Origin of the sequence: Micromonospora sp. WMMD1082 (assembly GCF_029626175.1) — a bacterium.
GTDB lineage: Bacteria > Actinomycetota > Actinomycetes > Mycobacteriales > Micromonosporaceae > Micromonospora.
In genome coordinates this window covers 6,098,706-6,116,230 of record NZ_JARUBM010000002.1, presented here as the reverse complement: position 1 = coordinate 6,116,230, position 17,525 = coordinate 6,098,706, and the positions used below count along the sequence as shown (strand labels likewise).

16 protein-coding genes are annotated in these 17,525 nt (G+C 73.6%); 13 read left to right on the top strand and 3 right to left on the bottom strand.

All coding sequences use genetic code 11. The features are described from left to right. Positions 1 to 66 precede the first annotated feature (66 nt). A complete protein-coding gene (locus O7615_RS28285) occupies positions 67 to 573 on the top strand; it encodes an Lrp/AsnC family transcriptional regulator (RefSeq protein WP_278180826.1) in 507 nt (168 codons plus the stop codon). On the opposite strand, the gene O7615_RS28280 is transcribed toward O7615_RS28285, so the two are convergent. Next, on the bottom strand, positions 503 to 1,114 hold the full coding sequence (locus O7615_RS28280; RefSeq protein ID WP_278180825.1) for a histidine phosphatase family protein: 612 nt from the start codon (positions 1,112 to 1,114) through the stop codon (positions 503 to 505). The two genes, O7615_RS28285 and O7615_RS28280, sit on opposite strands and share 71 nt — an antisense overlap. Before the next feature lie 267 nt (positions 1,115 to 1,381). Between O7615_RS28280 and O7615_RS28275 the strand changes: the two genes are divergently transcribed. Together O7615_RS28275 and O7615_RS28270 are read left to right on the top strand one after the other, a co-directional pair. Then, a complete protein-coding gene (locus O7615_RS28275; protein ID WP_278180824.1) occupies positions 1,382 to 3,061 on the top strand; it encodes an ABC-F family ATP-binding cassette domain-containing protein in 1,680 nt (559 codons plus the stop codon). 133 nt (positions 3,062 to 3,194) lie between these two features. Beyond that, entirely contained in the window at positions 3,195 to 3,389 is a 195-nt protein-coding gene (locus O7615_RS28270; protein WP_278180823.1) for a CsbD family protein, read from the top strand. A 66-nt stretch (positions 3,390 to 3,455) separates the two neighbouring features. Here O7615_RS28270 and O7615_RS28265 read toward each other — a convergent pair whose 3' ends face one another. Then, positions 3,456 to 4,862 (bottom strand): lysine 2,3-aminomutase, encoded by a 1,407-nt coding sequence (locus O7615_RS28265; protein ID WP_278180822.1) that lies wholly within the window; start codon positions 4,860 to 4,862, stop codon positions 3,456 to 3,458. 155 nt (positions 4,863 to 5,017) lie between these two features. Between O7615_RS28265 and O7615_RS28260 the strand changes: the two genes are divergently transcribed. From O7615_RS28260 to O7615_RS28235, 6 genes are read left to right on the top strand one after another with little or no spacing between them, the layout of a single operon-like run. After that, a complete protein-coding gene (locus O7615_RS28260) occupies positions 5,018 to 6,067 on the top strand; it encodes a zinc-binding alcohol dehydrogenase (RefSeq protein ID WP_278182264.1) in 1,050 nt (349 codons plus the stop codon). A 4-nt stretch (positions 6,068 to 6,071) separates the two neighbouring features. Then, entirely contained in the window at positions 6,072 to 7,640 is a 1,569-nt protein-coding gene (locus O7615_RS28255; protein ID WP_278180821.1) for an amidohydrolase family protein, read from the top strand. Then, positions 7,637 to 9,196, top strand: a complete 1,560-nt coding sequence (locus O7615_RS28250) for a lysine 5,6-aminomutase subunit alpha (RefSeq protein WP_278180820.1) — start codon at positions 7,637 to 7,639, stop codon at positions 9,194 to 9,196. Before O7615_RS28255 ends, O7615_RS28250 begins: the two co-directional genes overlap by 4 nt. Further along, positions 9,193 to 9,945 carry an OAM dimerization domain-containing protein gene (locus tag O7615_RS28245; RefSeq protein ID WP_278180819.1) on the top strand — a complete coding sequence of 251 codons (753 nt, stop codon included), beginning with the start codon at positions 9,193 to 9,195 and terminating at the stop codon, positions 9,943 to 9,945. Before O7615_RS28250 ends, O7615_RS28245 begins: the two co-directional genes overlap by 4 nt. Further along, entirely contained in the window at positions 9,942 to 10,334 is a 393-nt protein-coding gene (locus tag O7615_RS28240; RefSeq protein WP_278180818.1) for a hotdog domain-containing protein, read from the top strand. The genes O7615_RS28245 and O7615_RS28240 overlap by 4 nt, the downstream gene beginning before the upstream one ends. Beyond that, complete coding sequence (locus tag O7615_RS28235) at positions 10,331 to 11,662, top strand: glutamate mutase L (RefSeq protein WP_278180817.1); 1,332 nt, start codon at positions 10,331 to 10,333, stop codon at positions 11,660 to 11,662. Before O7615_RS28240 ends, O7615_RS28235 begins: the two co-directional genes overlap by 4 nt. Before the next feature lie 411 nt (positions 11,663 to 12,073). On the opposite strand, the gene O7615_RS28230 is transcribed toward O7615_RS28235, so the two are convergent. Further along, positions 12,074 to 12,658 carry an XRE family transcriptional regulator gene (locus O7615_RS28230; RefSeq protein ID WP_278180816.1) on the bottom strand — a complete coding sequence of 195 codons (585 nt, stop codon included), beginning with the start codon at positions 12,656 to 12,658 and terminating at the stop codon, positions 12,074 to 12,076. Positions 12,659 to 12,730: 72 nt separating this feature from the next. On the opposite strand from O7615_RS28230, the gene O7615_RS28225 reads away from it, so the two are divergent. The 4 genes from O7615_RS28225 (at position 12,731) to O7615_RS28210 (ending at position 17,472) form a co-directional block, all read left to right on the top strand. Beyond that, positions 12,731 to 14,311 carry an FAD-dependent oxidoreductase gene (locus tag O7615_RS28225; RefSeq protein ID WP_278180815.1) on the top strand — a complete coding sequence of 527 codons (1,581 nt, stop codon included), beginning with the start codon at positions 12,731 to 12,733 and terminating at the stop codon, positions 14,309 to 14,311. A 110-nt stretch (positions 14,312 to 14,421) separates the two neighbouring features. Continuing rightward, a complete protein-coding gene (lnt, locus tag O7615_RS28220) occupies positions 14,422 to 16,002 on the top strand; it encodes an apolipoprotein N-acyltransferase (protein WP_278182263.1) in 1,581 nt (526 codons plus the stop codon). A gap of 28 nt (positions 16,003 to 16,030) precedes the next feature. After that, complete coding sequence (locus O7615_RS28215) at positions 16,031 to 16,822, top strand: polyprenol monophosphomannose synthase (protein WP_278182262.1); 792 nt, start codon at positions 16,031 to 16,033, stop codon at positions 16,820 to 16,822. Between the two features lie 92 nt (positions 16,823 to 16,914). Beyond that, entirely contained in the window at positions 16,915 to 17,472 is a 558-nt protein-coding gene (locus O7615_RS28210; protein WP_278180814.1) for an FxsA family protein, read from the top strand. Positions 17,473 to 17,525: the final 53 nt, after the last annotated feature.

Sequence of the window (17,525 nt, the reverse complement as noted above, 5' to 3'; positions counted from 1 at the left end):
CGCCGAGCGCGACGTCCGGCGGGCCTGTCGTCGCGCCGGCGGGCCTTTCCCGGTAGGTTTCACGCCGTGGAGGAGATCGACCGGGCCGTCGTCGCCGCGCTGACCGCGGACGGCCGGCTGTCGTACACGGATCTCGCCGAGAAGGTCGGCCTGTCGGTGTCCGCCGTGCACCAGCGCGTGCGCCGGCTGGAGCAGCGCGGGGTGATCAGGGGCTACACCGCCCGGGTCTCCTTCGAGGCGCTCGACCTGCCGCTGACGGCGTTCGTGGCGATCCGGCCGTTCGACCCGTCGCAGCCCGACGATGCCCCGGAACGCCTGGCGCACCTGCCGGAGATCGACTCGTGCTACTCGGTGGCCGGGGAGGACTTCTACCTGCTGCTGGTGCGGGTGGCCGGTCCGGCGGACCTGGAGCGGGTGCTGCAGGAGATCCGTACCTCGGCCAACGTCACCACCCGCACGACGGTGGTGTTGTCCACCCCGTACGAGAGCCGGCCGCCGAAGATCAGTGGCGCGCCGTCGAATCGCCAGCGGTCTTGGCTGGCGGGGGAGACGGCTGGTTCCACCGGAGGATGACCCGCCGCCCGTGCTCGTAGCCGAGCACGCTGAGGGTGGCGGTGTCCAGGCGGAGCAGCCCGCCGGCCGACGGCGGCAGGCCGATCCACCGGGCGCCCAGCACGCGCAGCGAGTGCGCGTGCCCGACCACGGCGACAGGACCCCGTTCGAGCAGGGGGTGCAGCGTGGCGAGCAGGCGGTCGAGGCGCTCGCCGACCTCACTGGGTGACTCCCCGCCGGGACACCCGTCGGACCAGACGCTCCAGCCGGGGCGTTCCCCGTGGATCTCGGCGGTGGTGCGCCCCTCGTAGCCGCCGTAGTCCCATTCGACGAGATCCTTGTCGGAACCGGTGACGGTCAGCCCGGCGAGTTGGGCGGTGCCGAGCGCCCGCCGGCGCGGGCTGCTCAGCACCGCGACGAACTGCCGGCCGGCGAGCACCGGGCCGAGCGCGCGGGCCTGCCGCTCACCGTCGGGGGTCAGCTCCAGATCGGTGTACGACGTGTGCCGGCGGCTGGCGCTCCAGGTGGTCTCACCGTGCCGGACGAGGACAATCTCACTCATGACGGCGCTCCGCGCTCACTCATGCCCTCAGTCAACCAGGGTGGCGCCCTCGCTGCCGGGCGGCGGCGGGATAGCGCGGCCGATCCGGCGGGTCGGGTAGGGTGGGGGCATGTATTCCGGTACTGCCTCGATGAAGCTGTGGTCCCGCCGCTGACGGCGGCAGGGTTGACCGGCTTTCTCTGATCCAGCTCTGTTCCGCCGTCCTGGCGTTCCCGCCGGGCGGCGTGTCCTGCTGCCCGGCTCCACGACGAGCCGAAGAGCGCAGAAGTGACCAATCGTGAACTGAAATCATCGCAGGACCCGACCGCGGGGCTGCCGGCCGGTGACCGGGCGCACGTGCGAGCCGACGGCGTACGGGTGGTGCTGGGCGGGCGGGTCGTGCTCGCCGACGTCAGCGTGACCGTCTCCGCGCGCGCACGCCTGGCCATCGTCGGCGAGAACGGCCGTGGCAAGACGACGCTGCTGCACGTGCTGACCGGCGTGATCGCGCCCGACCAGGGCACGGTGGAACGCATCGGCACGATCGGTGTCGCCCGGCAGGCGCTGGCGGCGCGTGGCGGCGAGACGGTGGGCACCCTCGTCTCGGCGGCGATCCGGGAGTCGCACCGGGCGGTGCGGGCGCTCGACGAGGCGGCGACGGCGCTGGCCGAGGGGCGGCCCGGCGCCGATGCGGCGTACGCGGCCGCGCTGGACGCGGCCACCCGGCTGGACGCCTGGGACGCGGAGCGCCGCGTCGACGTGGCGTTGGCCGGGCTCGACGCCTGCACCGAACGGGACCGCCCGCTGTCGACGCTGTCGGTCGGTCAGCGCTACCGGGTCCGCCTGGCCTGTCTGTTGGGGGCGCGCCACGACCTGCTGATGCTGGACGAACCGACCAACCATCTCGACGCCGACAGTCTGGCGTTTCTCACCGCGCGGCTGCGTCAGCACCCGGGCGGGGTGGTGGTCGTGACGCACGACCGCGCCCTGCTGCGGGACGTGGCCGGGGAGTTCCTGGACCTCGATCCCAGTGCGGACGGGCGGCCGCGCCTGTTCGCCGGGGGCTACGCCGGCTGGCAGGAGGGGCGCCGGCGCGAGCGTGCGCGCTGGGTGCGCGACTACGAGGCCCAGCAGGCCGAGCACCAGCGGTTGGCCGACGCGGTGCACGAGGCACAGCAGCGACTCAGCACCGGCTGGCGTCCGGAGAAGGGCCATGGCAAGCATCAGCGTCAGTCCCGCGCGCCCGGTGTCGTCCAGGCACTTCGACGCCGGCAGGAGGATCTTGACGCGCACCGGCTGACCGTGCCCGAGCCGCCGCTGCGGCTGCGCTGGCCCGACCTCGACATCCGCCGGGGGGCGCCCGTCCTGCGCTGTCACGACGTCACCGTGACCGGGCGCCTGCACCGACCGGTCACCCTCGATCTCGGCGGCGGGGACCGGCTGCTGGTGACCGGGCCCAACGGGGCGGGCAAGTCGACGTTGCTCGCGGTCCTGGCGCGGCACCTCGCACCGTCGACGGGGGAGGTCCGCCACGTCGGGCGGGCCCGCGTCGCGTACCTCGGGCAGGAGGTTCCCGCCTGGCCGCCGACCGCGCTCGCCGGCGAGTTGTACGACCGGCACGTCGGCGAACTCCAGTCCCGGGGGCAGCTCGGCGACGTCGACCGCCGGCCGTTGACCGCGACCAACCTGCTCGACCGGGCGGCCCTGCGTACCCCGGTGGGGCGGATGTCGCAGGGGCAGCAGCGCCGGCTGAACCTGGCGCTGCGGCTCGCCGAGCGGCCCGATCTGCTGATCCTCGACGAACCCACCAACCACCTGTCGGCGCCCCTGGTCGACGACCTGACCGCCGCCCTGCGGGACACGCCGGCAGCGGTCGTCGTGGCCACCCACGACCGTCAGATGCTTGCCGACCTCGTCGCCTGGCCCACCGTGCGGCTCGCCCCGTTCCCGGTCGACACTCACACCTAGTGTCCTAGGATGCCTTAGCGGATGTGGCTACCGCCACCCGCCAACCCACCGTTTCGAGCACCGACACTGGGGGACACCACCGGGAGCGAAGCGATCCGCTCCGCGAAACCGCCGAGGTAGGCAGGGAGGCGACATGAGCTTCACCGACAAGGCGAAGAACAAGGTCGAGCAACTGAGCGGCGCCGCCAAGGAGCGCATCGGCGACATGGCTGACAACGAGCGCATGCGGGCCGAAGGTTCCTCGGAACAGAGCGACGCCCGCACTCGTCAGGCCGGCGAGAAGGTGAAGGACGCCGGGCGTGACGCCAAGGACGCCTTCACCCGGTGACCGCCAGTGCCGGAGCGGGCCGCGGATCGAATCCGCGGCCCGCTCCGGGTCAGCTGGGGGAGAGGCTCAGTCGTCGCGGTGGGTCTGCCACCACCGCTGTCCGGCCTCGGGCAGGGTGTCGATCGGGTCGTAGTAGGCGTAGCGCCTGCTGAGCGCCGCGAGGTCGGTGGATTCGATGGACGTGCGGTAGTTCTTCGTCCAGTAGGAGATGCCGCGTTCACGGTCGTACTCGGTGACCATGTGCACCCAGCGCTTGCCGACGAACGGCACGTCGCAGACGATCCGTGGGGTCGCGTAGCCCGGTAGGTAGCCCATGACGTCGTGCTGGAGTTGCCGGGCCTGCCAGACGGGGACGCGCCAGTGCTCGGCGTTGGGGATCATGTCGCACATGTAGAAGTAGTAGGGCAGGATGCCGGCTTCGCCCTGGAGCGCGAAGCAGAGGTCGAGCAGGTCGGTGGTGGTGGCGTTGACCCCGCGCATCAGGACGCCCTGGTTGCGTACGTCGCGTACGCCGATGTCGAGGGCGGTCTGGGCGGCTCGGGCGACCAGCGGGGTGAGCGACTGTGCGTGGTTGACGTGGGTGTGGATGGCGAGGTTGACGCCGCGACGGGCGGCGGTGCGGGCGACCCGTTCCAGGCCCTCGACGACGTCGGGCTGCAGCCAGTGCTGGGGCAGCCCCATGAGGGCCTTGGTGGCGAGCCGGATGTCGCGGATGGTCTCGATCTCCAGCAGGCGCATGAGGTACGACTCGAGGTTGCGCCAGGGCACGTTGGCCACGTCGCCGCCGGAGACGACGACGTCGCGGACGCCGGGATGGGCTTTCAGGTAGGTGATGTGGGCGTCGTAGCGGTCGACGGGCTTGAGGGTGAGCTTGAGTTTGTCGACCGCCGGGGTGGAGTTGCCGACCAGGTCCATCCGGGTGCAGTGGCCGCAGTATTGCGGGCAGGTGGAGAGCAGCTCGGCGAGGACCTTGGTGGGGTAACGGTGGGTGAGGCCCTCGGCGACCCACATGTCGTGTTCGTGCAGCGAGTCGCGGCTGGCGTACGGGTGGGACGGCCAGTCGGTGCGCCGGTCGGAGGCGACGGGGATCATGTAGCGCCGGATCGGGTCGGCCAGCAGCGTCTCGGTGGTCGGTGGGGCGTACGGCACCATCGTGTTGATCATCTGTGGCGGTACCAGCATGGACATGGTCGCCAGGGCGCGCTGGTCGGCGTCGAGGTCGGCGTAGAAGGTCTCGTCGACGGTGTCGCCGAGGACGGCGCGCAGCTGTTTGATGTTCTTGACGCAGTTGACGCGCTGCCACTGGGCGTTCTCCCACTGGTCGCGGGTGACGTGCCGCCAGCCGGGGAAGCGGGTCCAGTCGGGCTCGACGAGTGGGGTGCGGCGGTATTCGTAGGGCTGGCCGGTGAGCGTGGTGGTGGGGGCCGGCTGGGGCGCCGGGATGGTCTGTACCGGCGGTCGGGTCTGGGTCACGGCCCCTCCTCCTGGCGTGTATCGGTGATCAGCGGACCGAAGGCTACTGGAAAATATTCGGTAGAGAAATTATTCTGCCGGAAGTTTTCCCGCCATGCGAGTCCAGGACGGGGCTTCAGGCGGTCGGGCAGGGGGAGGTCGGCGTGACGTCACCGGTGGGTCTGCACCGTGTCGTGGCACCCGTGGGCGTGCTGCCGCAGGCCGCTTGGCGGCTGGACGCGCGGCCGGAGATAGCGCCGAACGAGGTGCGGATCCGGGTCGAACGGCTGAACCTGGACGCGGCGAGCTTCCGGCAGCTGTTCGACAAGCACGGCGGGGATGGCGACGCGGTCCGCGCCGAGGTCCTGGACATCATCTCGACCCGGGGGAAGATGCAGAACCCGGTGACCGGGTCGGGCGGCATGCTGATCGGCACGGTCGAGGAGGCCGGGCGGCGGTCGCCGCTGGGGCTCAAGGCCGGCGAGCGGGTGGCCACGCTGGTGTCGTTGACGCTGACCCCGCTGGTGGTGACCGACGGGCTGGCCGGCTGGGACGGGCGCGGCGAGCAGGTGCCGTGCGAGGGGTGGGCGATCCTGTTCGCCCGGTCGATCGCGGCCGTGCTGCCGGCGGATCTGGATCCGCAGCTGTCCCTGGCGGTGCTGGACGTGTGCGGGGCACCGGCGTTGACGTCGCGGGTGGTGCAGCGGTACGTCGCCGAGCGGGCGCGCGACGGGCAGGCCGGGCCGGTGACGGTGGCGGTGGTCGGTGGCGCGGGCAAGAGCGGTTCGTTGTCGTTGGCGGCGGCGCGGCGGGCGGGCGCGGGACGTACGGTCGGGGTGGTGCCGGTGGCGGCGGAGCGCGACGCGCTGGTGTCGGCCGGTCTGGCCGACGTGGTGGCGGTGGCTGACGCCCGTGACCCGGTGGCGTTGTCGACGGCGGTGACGTCGGCGCTGGGGATGCCGGCGGACGTGACGGTGGTCTGCGTGGACGTGCCGGGTTGTGAACACGGGGCGGTGTTGGCGACCGCGGACGGCGGCACGGTGATCTTCTTCTCGATGGCGACGAGCTTCGCGGCGGCGGCGCTGGGCGCGGAGGGCCTGGCGGCGGACGTGACGATGCTGGTCGGCAACGGGTACGTGCCGGGGCACGCGGAGCTGGCGTTGGGTCTGCTGCGCGGCGAGCCGGGGGTGCGTGGCCTGTTCGAGGCGCGGCTGGCGGCAGACTGAGGCTATGACGAACAACCCCTCGACGTTGTACCGCGCCGGCGTGCTGCACTGCCCGGCGGATCCGTCCGCGACGGCGCTGCTGGTCCGGGACGGGCGGATCGCCTGGCTGGGTTCGGAGGCGGACGCCCCGGCGGCCGACCGGGTGGTGGAGTTGGATGGCGCGCTGGTGACGCCGGCGTTCGTGGACGCGCACGTGCATGTCAGCGATACCGGGTTGGTGTTGTCGGGGCTGGACCTGTCCGGGACGCGGTCGGCGGGTGAGCTGCTGGACGCGGTGGCGGCGTACGTGTCGGGTCTGCCGGTGGACGCGGTGGTGTTGGGGCACGGCTGGGACGAGTCGACGTGGTCGGTGCCGCGGCCGCCGGGGGCGGCGGAGTTGGGGCGGGCGGCCGGTGGGCGGCGGGTGTACCTGTCGCAGGCGTCGATCCATTCGGCTCTGGTGTCGTCGGCGTTGCTGGCGGCGTGTCCGGAGGCGGTGGGTGCGGCCGGGTACGACGAGTCGGGGTGGTTGCGGCGCGACGCGCACCATGTGGTGCGGGCGGTGGCGCGGGCGTCGGTGACGCGGACGCAGCGGGTGGCGGCGCAGCGGGTGGCTCTGGGGCACGCGGCGTCGCTGGGGATCGCGGCGGTGCACGAGTGCGGTGGGCCGGAGATCTCCGACGAGGAGGACTTCACGGTCCTGTTGGCGGTTTCCGGTGCGGGGGTGCCGGAGGTGTACGGGTACTGGGGTGAGCTGGGTGGTGCGGCGCGGGCGCGGGAGTTGGGTGCGGTGGGTGCCGGGGGTGATCTGTTCGCGGACGGGGCGTTGGGGTCGCGTACGGCGCACGTGTCGCAGCCGTACGCCGATGGTGATGGGTGTGGGCACGGTTATCTGAGCGCGGCGCAGGTTCGTGATCATCTGCTGGATTGTGCGGCGCACGGCATGCAGGGCGGTTTCCACGCGATCGGCGACGCGGCGATCTCGACGGTGCTGGAGGGTTTCGCGGCCGCGGCGGAGAGGCTCGGCACCGACCGGGTGCGGGCGGCGCGGCACCGGGTGGAGCACGCGGAGATCATGGATCGGCGATTGATCGCCGGTTTCGTGGAGTACGGGGTGGTGGCGTCGATGCAGCCGGCGTTCGACCGGTTGTGGGGCGGTGCGGGCCGGATGTATGAGACGCGGCTGGGGTTGGCGCGGTCGTTGGCGTCGAATCCGATGGGTGCGATGCACGCGGTCGGGGTGGCGTTGGCGTTCGGTTCGGATTCGCCGGTGACGCCGCTGGATCCGTGGGGGTCGGTGCGGGCGGCGGTGGCGCATCACCACCCGGTGCAGCGGATGAGTGTGCGGGCGGCATTCGCGGCGCACACCCGGGGTGGGTGGCGGGCGGTGCATCTGGACAGCGAGGGGGTCCTGGCCCTGGGTGCACCGGCGACGTTCGCGGTGTGGTCGACGCCGGCCGGGGTGGAGCGGGGGTTGCCGGTGTTGCAGGCCGAGGATCCGGAGCTGCGTGGTGCGCAGGATCCGACGCCGTTGCCGGTGTGCCGGGCGACGGTGCTGCGGGGTGCGGTGATCTACGAGGAAGGGGCGTCGTGACGGGCAAGCTGGGTCTGGATCCGGCGGTGGTGGCGCGGGCGCGGGAGTTGGCGCGGCGGGCCGGGCGGCCGGTGGTGGAGTTGGCGCGCAGTCACACGACGGTGTCGGTGGAGCGGGCGGTGCTGCGGTTGGCGGGCGTCTCCGGTGCCGACCCGGATGGCATCCCGTGGGTGAACCGCCTGGTGGACGCGGTGGCGGCCGATGTCGGGTTGGGGCACGGGGTGGCGGTGCCGGTGTTCGACGCGCTCGCGCGGGAGCAGATCACGGATGTGACGTTGCTGGCGCAGAAGGCGGCGGCGGGTTCGGTGCGGTTCGCGGTGCCGTCGGGTCGGGCCGCGACGGCGGCGCGTCGGGCCGCGCGGCGGACGGTCGGCGTGGGGGTGCGGCGGATCGACCGGCGGCGGGCGGAGCGGGAACGTCTGGTGCGGCGGCACGGGGATCCGGCGCAGCGGCCGTGGATCTATCTGATCGTGGCGACGGGGGACATCTACGAGGACATTCCGCAGGCGCAGGCGGCGGCGCGGGCCGGGGCGGACGTGATCGCGGTGATCCGGTCGACGGGGCAGTCGCTGCTGGACTACGTGCCGGAGGGTGCGACCCGGGAGGGGTTCGCCGGCACGTACGCCACGCAGGAGAACTTCCGGTTGATGCGGGCGGCGTTGGACGTGTCGTCGAAGGAGTTGGGCCGCTACGTGCGGTTGACGAACTACGCGTCGGGGTTGTGCATGCCGGAGATGGCGACCCTCGCCGGTCTGGAGCGTCTGGACATGATGCTCAACGATTCGATGTACGGGATCCTGTTCCGGGACATCAACCCGATCCGGACGTTCGTGGACCAGCGGTTCTCCCGGCAGGTGCACGCCCGGGCGGGGATCATCATCAACACCGGTGAGGACAACTACCTCACCACCGCTGATGCGGTGGAGGAGGCGCACACGGTGACGGTGTCGCAGCTGCTCAACGAGTACTTCGCGCACGAGGCGGGGTTGGCGGACTGGCAGTTGGGGTTGGGGCACGCGTTCGAGATCAATCCGGCGGTGTCGGAGTCGTTCCGGCTGGAGTTGGCGCACGCGTTGCTGGCGCGGGAGTTGTTCCCGGATGCGCCGTTGAAGTGGATGCCGCCGACGAAGCACATGACCGGTGACGTGTTCCGGGGCAACCTGCTGGACGGGTTCTTCAACCTGGCGGGTGCCCTGACCGGGCAGGGGATCCTGCTGGTGGGGATGATGACGGAGGCGGTGGTGACGCCGTGGTTGTCGGACCGGGACATCGCCCTGCAGAACGTGCGGTACGTGTTGGGTGCGGCCGGCGGGTTGCACGAGGATTTCGTGCCGGCTCCGGGCGGGTTCATCCGGCGGCGGGCGCATCGGGTGCTCGGTGAGGCGGTGGGGTTGCTGGAGCGCATCGGTGAGCAGTCGTTGTTGACGGCGATCGCCGAGGGCACGTTCGGGATCATGAAGCGGCCGGCGGATCGTGGCAAGGGTCTGGACGGGGTGGCGGCGCACGAGTCCGACTACTACAACCCGGCGACGGAGATCCTGGAGCGGCCGGCATGAGTGGCGGGACGGTCGTGCGGCCGTACGGGGACACCACCGGTGACGGCATGGTGCAGGTGTCGTTCACGTTGCCGGTGCCGCACGACAAGCGGGCCGAGGGTGCGGCGGTCCAGTTGGCGAACCGGATGGGTATGGATCCGGCGTTGCTGGTGCACGCGAAGCAGATGGGTGACGGGTTCACCTTCTTCGTGGTGTACGGGCGGGTGAACCATCTGGTGGATCTGTCGGCGGTGCGGGTGGTGGAGCGGGACTTTCCGCTGCTGAGCGCCAAGGAGGTCAACGCGGTGGTGAAGCGGCGGCTGCGCCGCAAGCTGTCGGTGGTGGGGGCGTGCATCGGCACGGACGCGCACACGGTGGGCATCGACGCGATCCTCAATGTCAAGGGCATCGCCGGTGAGAAGGGCCTGGAGTACTACCGGGAGTTGTCGGTGACGAACCTGGGGGCGCAGGTCAGTGTGCCGGAGTTGGTGGAGGCGGCGCGGGGGGCGCGGGCCGACGCGGTGCTGGTGTCGCAGGTGGTGACGCAGCGTGACGCGCATCTGCACAACACGCGGGAGATGTCGGCGGCGTTCCGGGAGGCGATGCCGGCGGGGCGGCGACCGTTGCTGATCGTGGGTGGGCCGCGGTTCGACGAGTCGCAGGCGACCGAGCTGGGGGTGGATCGGATCTTCGGTCGGGGCACCACTCCGGGTGAGGTGGCGTCCTATCTGGTCCACGCGTTGATCACGGATCGGAGGGCGCAGGTATGACGGATGCGAGGCTGGGGTTGACGGTGACGCATCGGCGGTATGTGCCGTACGCGCACGCGCACTATGCGGGCAACCTGGTCGACGGTGCGTACGCGTTGGGCCTGTTCGGGGATGTGGCCACGGAGGTGTGCATCCGTACCGACGGCGACGAGGGGTTGTTCGCCGGGTATTCCGAGGTGCGGTTCCACGCGCCGATCCGGGCCGGTGACGTGGTGGAGGTGACCGGTCAGGTCAGCCGGGTGGGCACCCGCAGCCGCACGGTGGAGCTGAGTTGTGTGGTGGTGTGCCGGGGGCGCCCGGACCGGGGCGGGTCGGCGGCGGAGGTGCTCGATCCGCCGGTGGTGGCGGTGACCGCGACGGGCACCGTGGTCGTTCCCGCGTCAGCGTGAACGTCGCGGTCTGCGCCGACGTCGGTTCGACGTACACCAAGGTCGCGGTGGTCGACCTCGACGGCGGTGGGTTGCTGTCGGCGGCGGCGACACCGACGACCGTGGGTACGGACGTGTTGCACGGCCTGGACGCCGCGGTGGGTGCGGCCACCGGCCGGCTCGGGGTGGGCGATGTGCCGTGGTACGTGTGCTCGTCGGCCGGTGGTGGGCTGCGGTTGGCGGTGATCGGTTACGAGCCGCTGGTCACCGCGCAGGCGGGTCGGCGGGTGGGCCTGTCGGCGGGGGCGGACGTGGTGCACGTGGCCGCCGGGCGGCTGGGTCGGGCGGAGCTGGCGGCGTTGCGGGCGGCCCGCCCGGACGTGGTGCTGCTGGTGGGCGGCACCGACGGTGGGGATGCGGCGACCCTCGCACACAACGCGGGCCGGTTGGCGCGGGCCCGGTGGCGGGTGCCGGTGGTGCTGGCGGGCAACGTCGATGTCCGTGACGAGCTGCATGCCCTGTTGGTGGGGGCGCGGGTGCCGGTGACGGTGGCCGACAACGTCCTGCCCCGCATCGGGGTGTTGGCGCCGTCGTCGGCGCGTTCGGCGATCCGGCGGGTGTTCCTGCGGCACGTCATCGGTGGTAAGGGGTTGTCGCGGGGTGGCCGGTTCGCCCGGCTGGTGCGGGCGGCGACCCCGGACGCGGTGTTGACCGGGGTGGAGGCCCTGGCCGAGGTGGTCGGCGGTGACCTGGTGGTGGTGGACGTGGGTGGGGCCACCACGGACGTGTACTCGGTGCTCACCCCCGACGAGCGGGCGGGTGGGCCGGGTCGGGAGGTGGCGGGCGCGCTGTGGCGGGCGCGGACCGTGGAGGGGGATCTGGGGGTGCGGTGGAGCGCGCCGGGGGTGGTGCGGGCGGCGGTCGAGGAACGCCTGGTGGCGGCGGGGGAGGCGGACGGTTTGGCGGCCGCCGCGGCGGTCCGGGCCGCGGATCCGGGGTTGCTGCCGGACGACGCCGTGGGGCGGGCGGTGGATGCGCGGATCGCGGCGTTGGCGGCGACGGTGGCGGTGCGCCGGCACGCCCGTGGGGTGGGTACGGGCGAGCGGTCGGGGCGGGACCTGCGCGACGTGCGGCTGCTGGTCGGTTCGGGTGGGGTGCTGCGGTACGCCGGGGGCGGCGACGCGGTGGCGGTGCTGGGCGCGGTGCTCGGTGACCATGCCGGCGGGTGGGCGTTGCCCCGCGCGGCGCGGTCGGTGGTGGACGTCGACTACGTGCTGGCCGCGGCGGGGCTGCTCGCGGCGGAGCACCCGGTGGCGCTGCGGGCGCTGCTGCGTGCCCTCGCCGGCTGATTGGGTGCGCCTGCTGCCCGGTGCGACACGCCGGTGCGGCGCAACGACTCGTCGGGGGTGGGTTGACAAGGTCGGGGGTGGGCCACGTACCGTCTTTGAGTCCTACCACGGGAAGCGGCTGCTGTTCGCTTCGTCCCTTCGTCCGCTGGCCGAGCGACACGGTGCACGTTCAGTCGCGGCGGCCAGGTCCAGCGGGCGGGGGTCGGCGGGGCGGCGCGAACCGGCCGCGGTTACCGGTGTACGGGCAGGGTGGGGTGCACGGCCAGTAGACAACGGCCCGGCGGGGGCAGCCAGTCGCCGTCCGGTCGGTCCGAAGGTCGGCGTGCCACATTCCGCCGCACCGGCCGGGAGGGGCCTGGGAGCATCGGGGCGCGGCGTATGCCGCGCCCCGACTTCATGTGTCCGGTCGGTTCAGGCGCCGGTGGCGGGGCGGGCCCGCACGTGGAGGCGTTCGCCCTGCGGGCCGAAGAGGTTGAGCACCTCGGTGGGTTCCGGGCCGGGGTTGGCCACGAAGTGCGGCACGCGGGTGTCGAACTCGGCGACCTCCCCGGGGGTGAGGGTCAGGTCGTGGTCGCCGAGGCGTAGTCGTAGCCGGCCGGAGAGGACGTACAGCCACTCGTAGCCCTCGTGGGACTGCGGCTGCGGGTCGGTGGGGGTGTGCGGGGGCAGGATCTGCTTGAACGCCTGGAGGCCGCCGGGGCGGCGGGTCAGCGGTAGGAATGTCACGCCGTGGCGGACGATGGGGCGGGGCCGTACCCGGGGGTCGCCGACGGCGGGGGCGCCGACCAGTTCGTCCAGCGGCACCTGGTGGGCGCGGGCCAGCGGCAGCAGCAGTTCCAGGGTGGGGCGGCGCCGGCCCGATTCGAGCCGGGACAGGGTGCTCACCGAGATTCCGGTGGTGTCGGCGAGTTCGCTCAGGGTGGTGCCGCGGCGCTTGCGCAGGGCCCGCAGCCGGGGGCCCACCGCGGCCAGCACCGCCTCCTCCTCGTTTGCCATATCAGCAACATTACTTGTCGTCGGCTGCGGGCGGGTGCAGGGTGTGAGCCGACGAGCGGCGAGGGGGCACGGATGGATGACAGGTACGACGTGGTGGTGGTCGGCGGCGGGGCCGCCGGGCTGGCCGGTGCGCTGGCGCTGGCCCGGGCGCGACGCACGGTGCTGGTGGTGGACGCGGGGGAGCCGCGCAACGCCCCCTCCGGCGGGGTGCACAACTATCTCGGCCGCGAGGGTACGCCGCCGGCGGAGCTGGTGGCCGCCGGCCGCGCCGAGGTCACCGGCCACGGTGGGCAGATCGTGGCCGGGCGGGTGGACGCGGTCGCCCGCGACGGGGCCGGCTTCGTGGTGACGGTCGGCGACGGGCGTACGGTGCGGGCGCGGCGGCTGCTGGTCACCACCGGCCTGGTCGACGAGCTGCCCGAGGTGCCGGGGGTGACCGAGCGGTGGGGCCGGGACGTGCTGCACTGCCCGTACTGCCACGGCTGGGAGGTCCGCGACCGGCGGATCGGGGTGCTGGCCAGTGGGCCGCTCGCCGCCCACCAGGCGCGGCTGTGGCGGCAGTGGAGCCCGCACGTGTGGCTGCTGCTGCACGACAGCCCGGAACCGGAGCCGGAGGAGGCCGAGCGGTTGGCCGCCCGGGGCATCGCGGTGGTGCCGGGTCGGGTCGCCGCGCTGGAGGTGGCCGACGACCGGCTCACCGGGGTGCGGTTGGCCTCCGGTGAGGTGGTCGACCTCGACGCGGTGGTGGTCGCCGCGCGGATGACCGCCCGCTCGGCGTTGCTGGAGTCGCTCGGGTTGACGCCGGTCGACGTGGAGCACGCCGGGCAGGTCGTCGGCCGGCAGATTCCCGCCGACGGCACCGGCGCCACCGCCGTGCCGGGGGTGTGGGTGGCGGGCAACGTCGCCGACGTGTCGGCCCAGGTGATCCGCGCCGCGGCGGCGGGGATGACCGCCGGAGCGATGATCAACATGGATCTGATGGAGGAGGACACCCGCGACGCGGTGGCGGAGCACCGGCGGCAGCGGGAGGCGCTGTCCAGCGCGGCGGCCTGGGAGGAGCGGTACCGATCCCGGCCGGCGGTGTGGAGCGGCCGACCCAACCCGCAGCTGGTCGCCGAGGCCGCCGGGCTGCGGCCCGGCCGGGCGCTGGACGTGGGCTGCGGTGAGGGCGCCGACGCGGTGTGGCTGGCCGCACAGGGCTGGCGGGTCACCGCGGTGGACATCTCCACCGTCGCGTTGGCCCGGGCCGCCGCGCACGCGCGGGACGCCGGCGACGAGGTGGCCGCCCGCATCGAGTGGACGCACGCCGACCTGCGGCAGCAGCCACCCGCCGAGGCCGCCTACGACCTGGTGTCGGCGCAGTTCATGCACCTGCCGCCGCAGCCACGGCGGGAGTTGTTCGCCCGGCTCGCCGACGCGGTGGCCCCGGGCGGCCGGCTGCTGATCGTCGGGCACCACCCGGCTGACCTGCGGACCACCGCCCACCGCATGCACTACCCGGAGATGATGTTCACCGCCGAGCAGGTCGCCGCGGACCTGGACCCGGCGCGCTTCGAGGTGCTGGCGGCGCAGGACCGGCCCCGGGCCTCGGTGGACCCGGAGGGTCGGGACATCGTCATCCGCGACGCGGTCCTGCTGGCCCGCCGCCGGTAGCGGTCCCGCCGGTCCGGCCGGGTAGCCTTCGGCGCGTGATCGCGTCCGACTTGCCCGAGACGACCGCGGACCGCACCGCGGATCGTCCGCCGCCCCGGCGCCCCGACCCGGTGGCGCCGGCGGTGCGCCTGCCGGTGGCCGTGGCGATGGCGGTGGCCGCCGGGCTGGCGCTGCTGGTGGCCTTTCCCCCGTACGGGTGGTGGCCGCTGGCGCCGGTGGGGGTGGCGCTGCTGGCCGCCGCGACCCACCGGCGGCGGCTGCGGGTCGGTGCCGGTCTGGGCTTCCTGACCGGTCTGGCGCTGTTCGCGCCGTTGCTGGCCTGGACGAACCTGCACACCGGCTACCTGCCGTGGGTGCTGCTGTCGTTGTTGCAGGCCGGCTACCTGGCGCTGCTGGGCGCGGCCACGGCGTGGGTGTCGCCGCTGGTCGACCGGGCCCCGGCGGGGTGGCCGGCGGTGACCGGTGTGCTGTGGGTGGGGCAGGAGGCGCTGCGGGACCGGACCCCGTTCGGCGGGTTCCCGTGGGGGCGGCTGGCGTTCGGTCAGGACGGCTCGCCGCTGCTGCGGCTGGCCGCGCTGGGCGGTGCGCCGCTGGTGACGTTCGCGGTGGCGCTCACCGGTGGTCTGCTCGTCGCCGGAGTGTGGTGGGCGTTGCGGGTCCGCCGGGCCGCCGGCGGCGGACGGTGGTGGGCGCCGGCCGCCGGCTGCGCCGCCGCGGTGGTGCTGCTGCTCGCCGGCGGGCTGCTGGTGCCGGTCGCCACCACCGGTGCCGGTGGGACCGTCACGGTGGCCATCGTGCAGGGCAACGTGCCCCGGCTGGGGCTGGACTTCAACGCCCAGCGGCAGGCGGTGCTCGACAACCACGTCGAGGCGACCATCGCGCTGGCCGCCGACGTCGCCGCCGGCACCCGGCCCCGGCCGGACCTGGTGGTGTGGCCGGAGAACTCCAGCGACATCGACCCGCTGCGCAACCAGTCCGCCGGCGCGCGGATCTCCGCCGCCGCCGACGCCGTCGGCGTGCCGATCCTGGTCGGCGCCGTGCTGTTCGGGCCGGAACAGGGACAGGTGCGCAACGCGGGGCTGCTGTGGCGCCCGGGCAGCGGACCGGACCTGGAACAGCTGTACATCAAGCGGCACCCGGTGCCGTTCGCCGAGTACGTGCCGCTGCGCCGCATCGCCCGGATGGTCAGCGACCAAGTCGACCGGGTACGGGCCGACTTCGTGGCCGGCACCACGCCGGGGGTGGTACACAGCGGGCCGGTGGTGCTCGGTGACGTGATCTGCTTCGAGGTGGCCTACGACGGGCTGGTCCGCGACACCGTCGTCGGCGGGGCGCAGCTGCTGGTGGTGCAGACCAACAACGCCACCTTCGACGTGGCCGAGGCGCGCCAGCAGCTGGCCATGGTGCGGCTGCGGGCGGTCGAGCACGGCCGGCCGGCGTTGATGGCCTCCACGGTCGGGGTGTCCGGGTTCGTCACCCCGGACGGGCGGGTAAGCGATGCCACCGGGTTCAACACCCGCGCGGTGGTGGTGCGGGAGCTGCGGCTGACCGAGGGGCGCACGCTGGCCACCCGGGTCGGGGTGCTGCCGGAGGCGGTGCTGGCCGGGCTGGCCGTGGCCGCGCTGGTCGGCGCGGCCGTGCTGCGGCGGCGGGGCGGCCGGACCGGACCGGCGGTCGCCGACCCGGGGTGAGGGGGTAGTGGTGGTGCGCGGGACCGACATGCGTCCGGTGACCAGCGGGGTGCCCGGCGTGGGGCGGGTGCTGGTGGTCATCCCGACCTACAACGAGGCCGACAACGTCACGGCGATCGTGCGGCGGGTCCGCGAGTCCGCGCCGCAGGTGGAGATCCTCGTCGCCGACGACAACAGCCCGGACCGTACCGGCGAGATCGCCGAGGGCATCGCCCGCGCCGACGGGCGGGTGCACGTGCTGCACCGGGAGGGCAAGCAGGGCCTCGGCGCGGCCTATCTGGCGGGGTTCGGGTGGGCGCGGCGGCACGGCTTCGATGCGGTGGTGGAGATGGACGCCGACGGCTCCCACGCCCCGGAGGACCTGCCGGCGCTGCTGACCGCGGCCCGCGACGCGGACGTGGTGATCGGGTCGCGGTGGACCCGGGGCGCGCGGGTGGTCAACTGGCCGCTGCGGCGGCTGCTGCTGTCGCGGTGCGGCAACCTGTACGCGCGGCTGGCGCTGGGCATGCCGGTGGCCGACGCCACCGGCGGCTACCGGGTCTACCGGACCAGCGTGCTGGAGGCGCTGGACCTGGCGTCGGTGTGCTCGCAGGGGTACTCGTTCCAGGTGGAGCTGTCCCGGTTGGCGCACCGCGCCGGCGCGCGGATCGTGGAGGTGCCCATCACGTTCGCCGAGCGGGAACGCGGCGCCAGCAAGATGAGCCCGCTGATCGTGGTCGAGGCGCTGTGGCGGATCACCGGCTGGGCGGTACGCGACCGGCGTACGGCGGTGCGGCGCGGGTGGCACAGCGCCACGGCGGGACAGGCACGGTGGCCCTGAGCGTACGCGTGTCATGCTGGACGCAACGGGACGGCTGCGCCCCGCTGGGCGCGGCCGAGACGATGAGGGCGCCGTGAGGCGGATGGGGTGATATGCGCCGAGCACTGAGGTTCGTACCGTTGATCCTGCTGCTGTCCGTGGCCGCGGAGCTTGCCGTGTTCGTGGTGGTGGGCCGGGCGATCGGATTCGGCGCGGCGACGTTGCTGGTGTTCGCGGCCTCGCTGCTGGGGCTGGTGCTGCTGCGCCGGGAGGGCATCCGGGCGTGGCGGGGGTTCCGGGATGCCGCGCAGTCCGGCCGGCCGCCGGGGCGGCAGGTCACCGAGGGGCTGGTGGGGCTGCTCGGTGCGCTGCTGCTGGCGACCCCGGGGCTGGTCAGCGGCCTGGTGGGGCTGGTGCTGCTGGTGCCGCCGGTGCGGCGGCTGGCCCGTGGCGGGATGCAGCGGGCCGCCGAGCGCCGGGTGTCGTCGATGGCCGCCGGTGACCTGTTCGGGCCGCGCCGGGTGCGGGTGTACCGGGGCGCGCCGCAGCAGCCGGGGCAGGCCCCGCCGCCGTCGACCTTTCCGGCGGCGCCGCCCGATGCCGGGCCGGCGCGGCCGGTGGCCGACGGCGGGGCCATCGAGGGCGAGATCGTGGAGCCGCGCAACGGGTGAGCGCGGCCACCAGACACCGTGCGGCGCCCCCGGGAGTTGATCTCCCGGGGGCG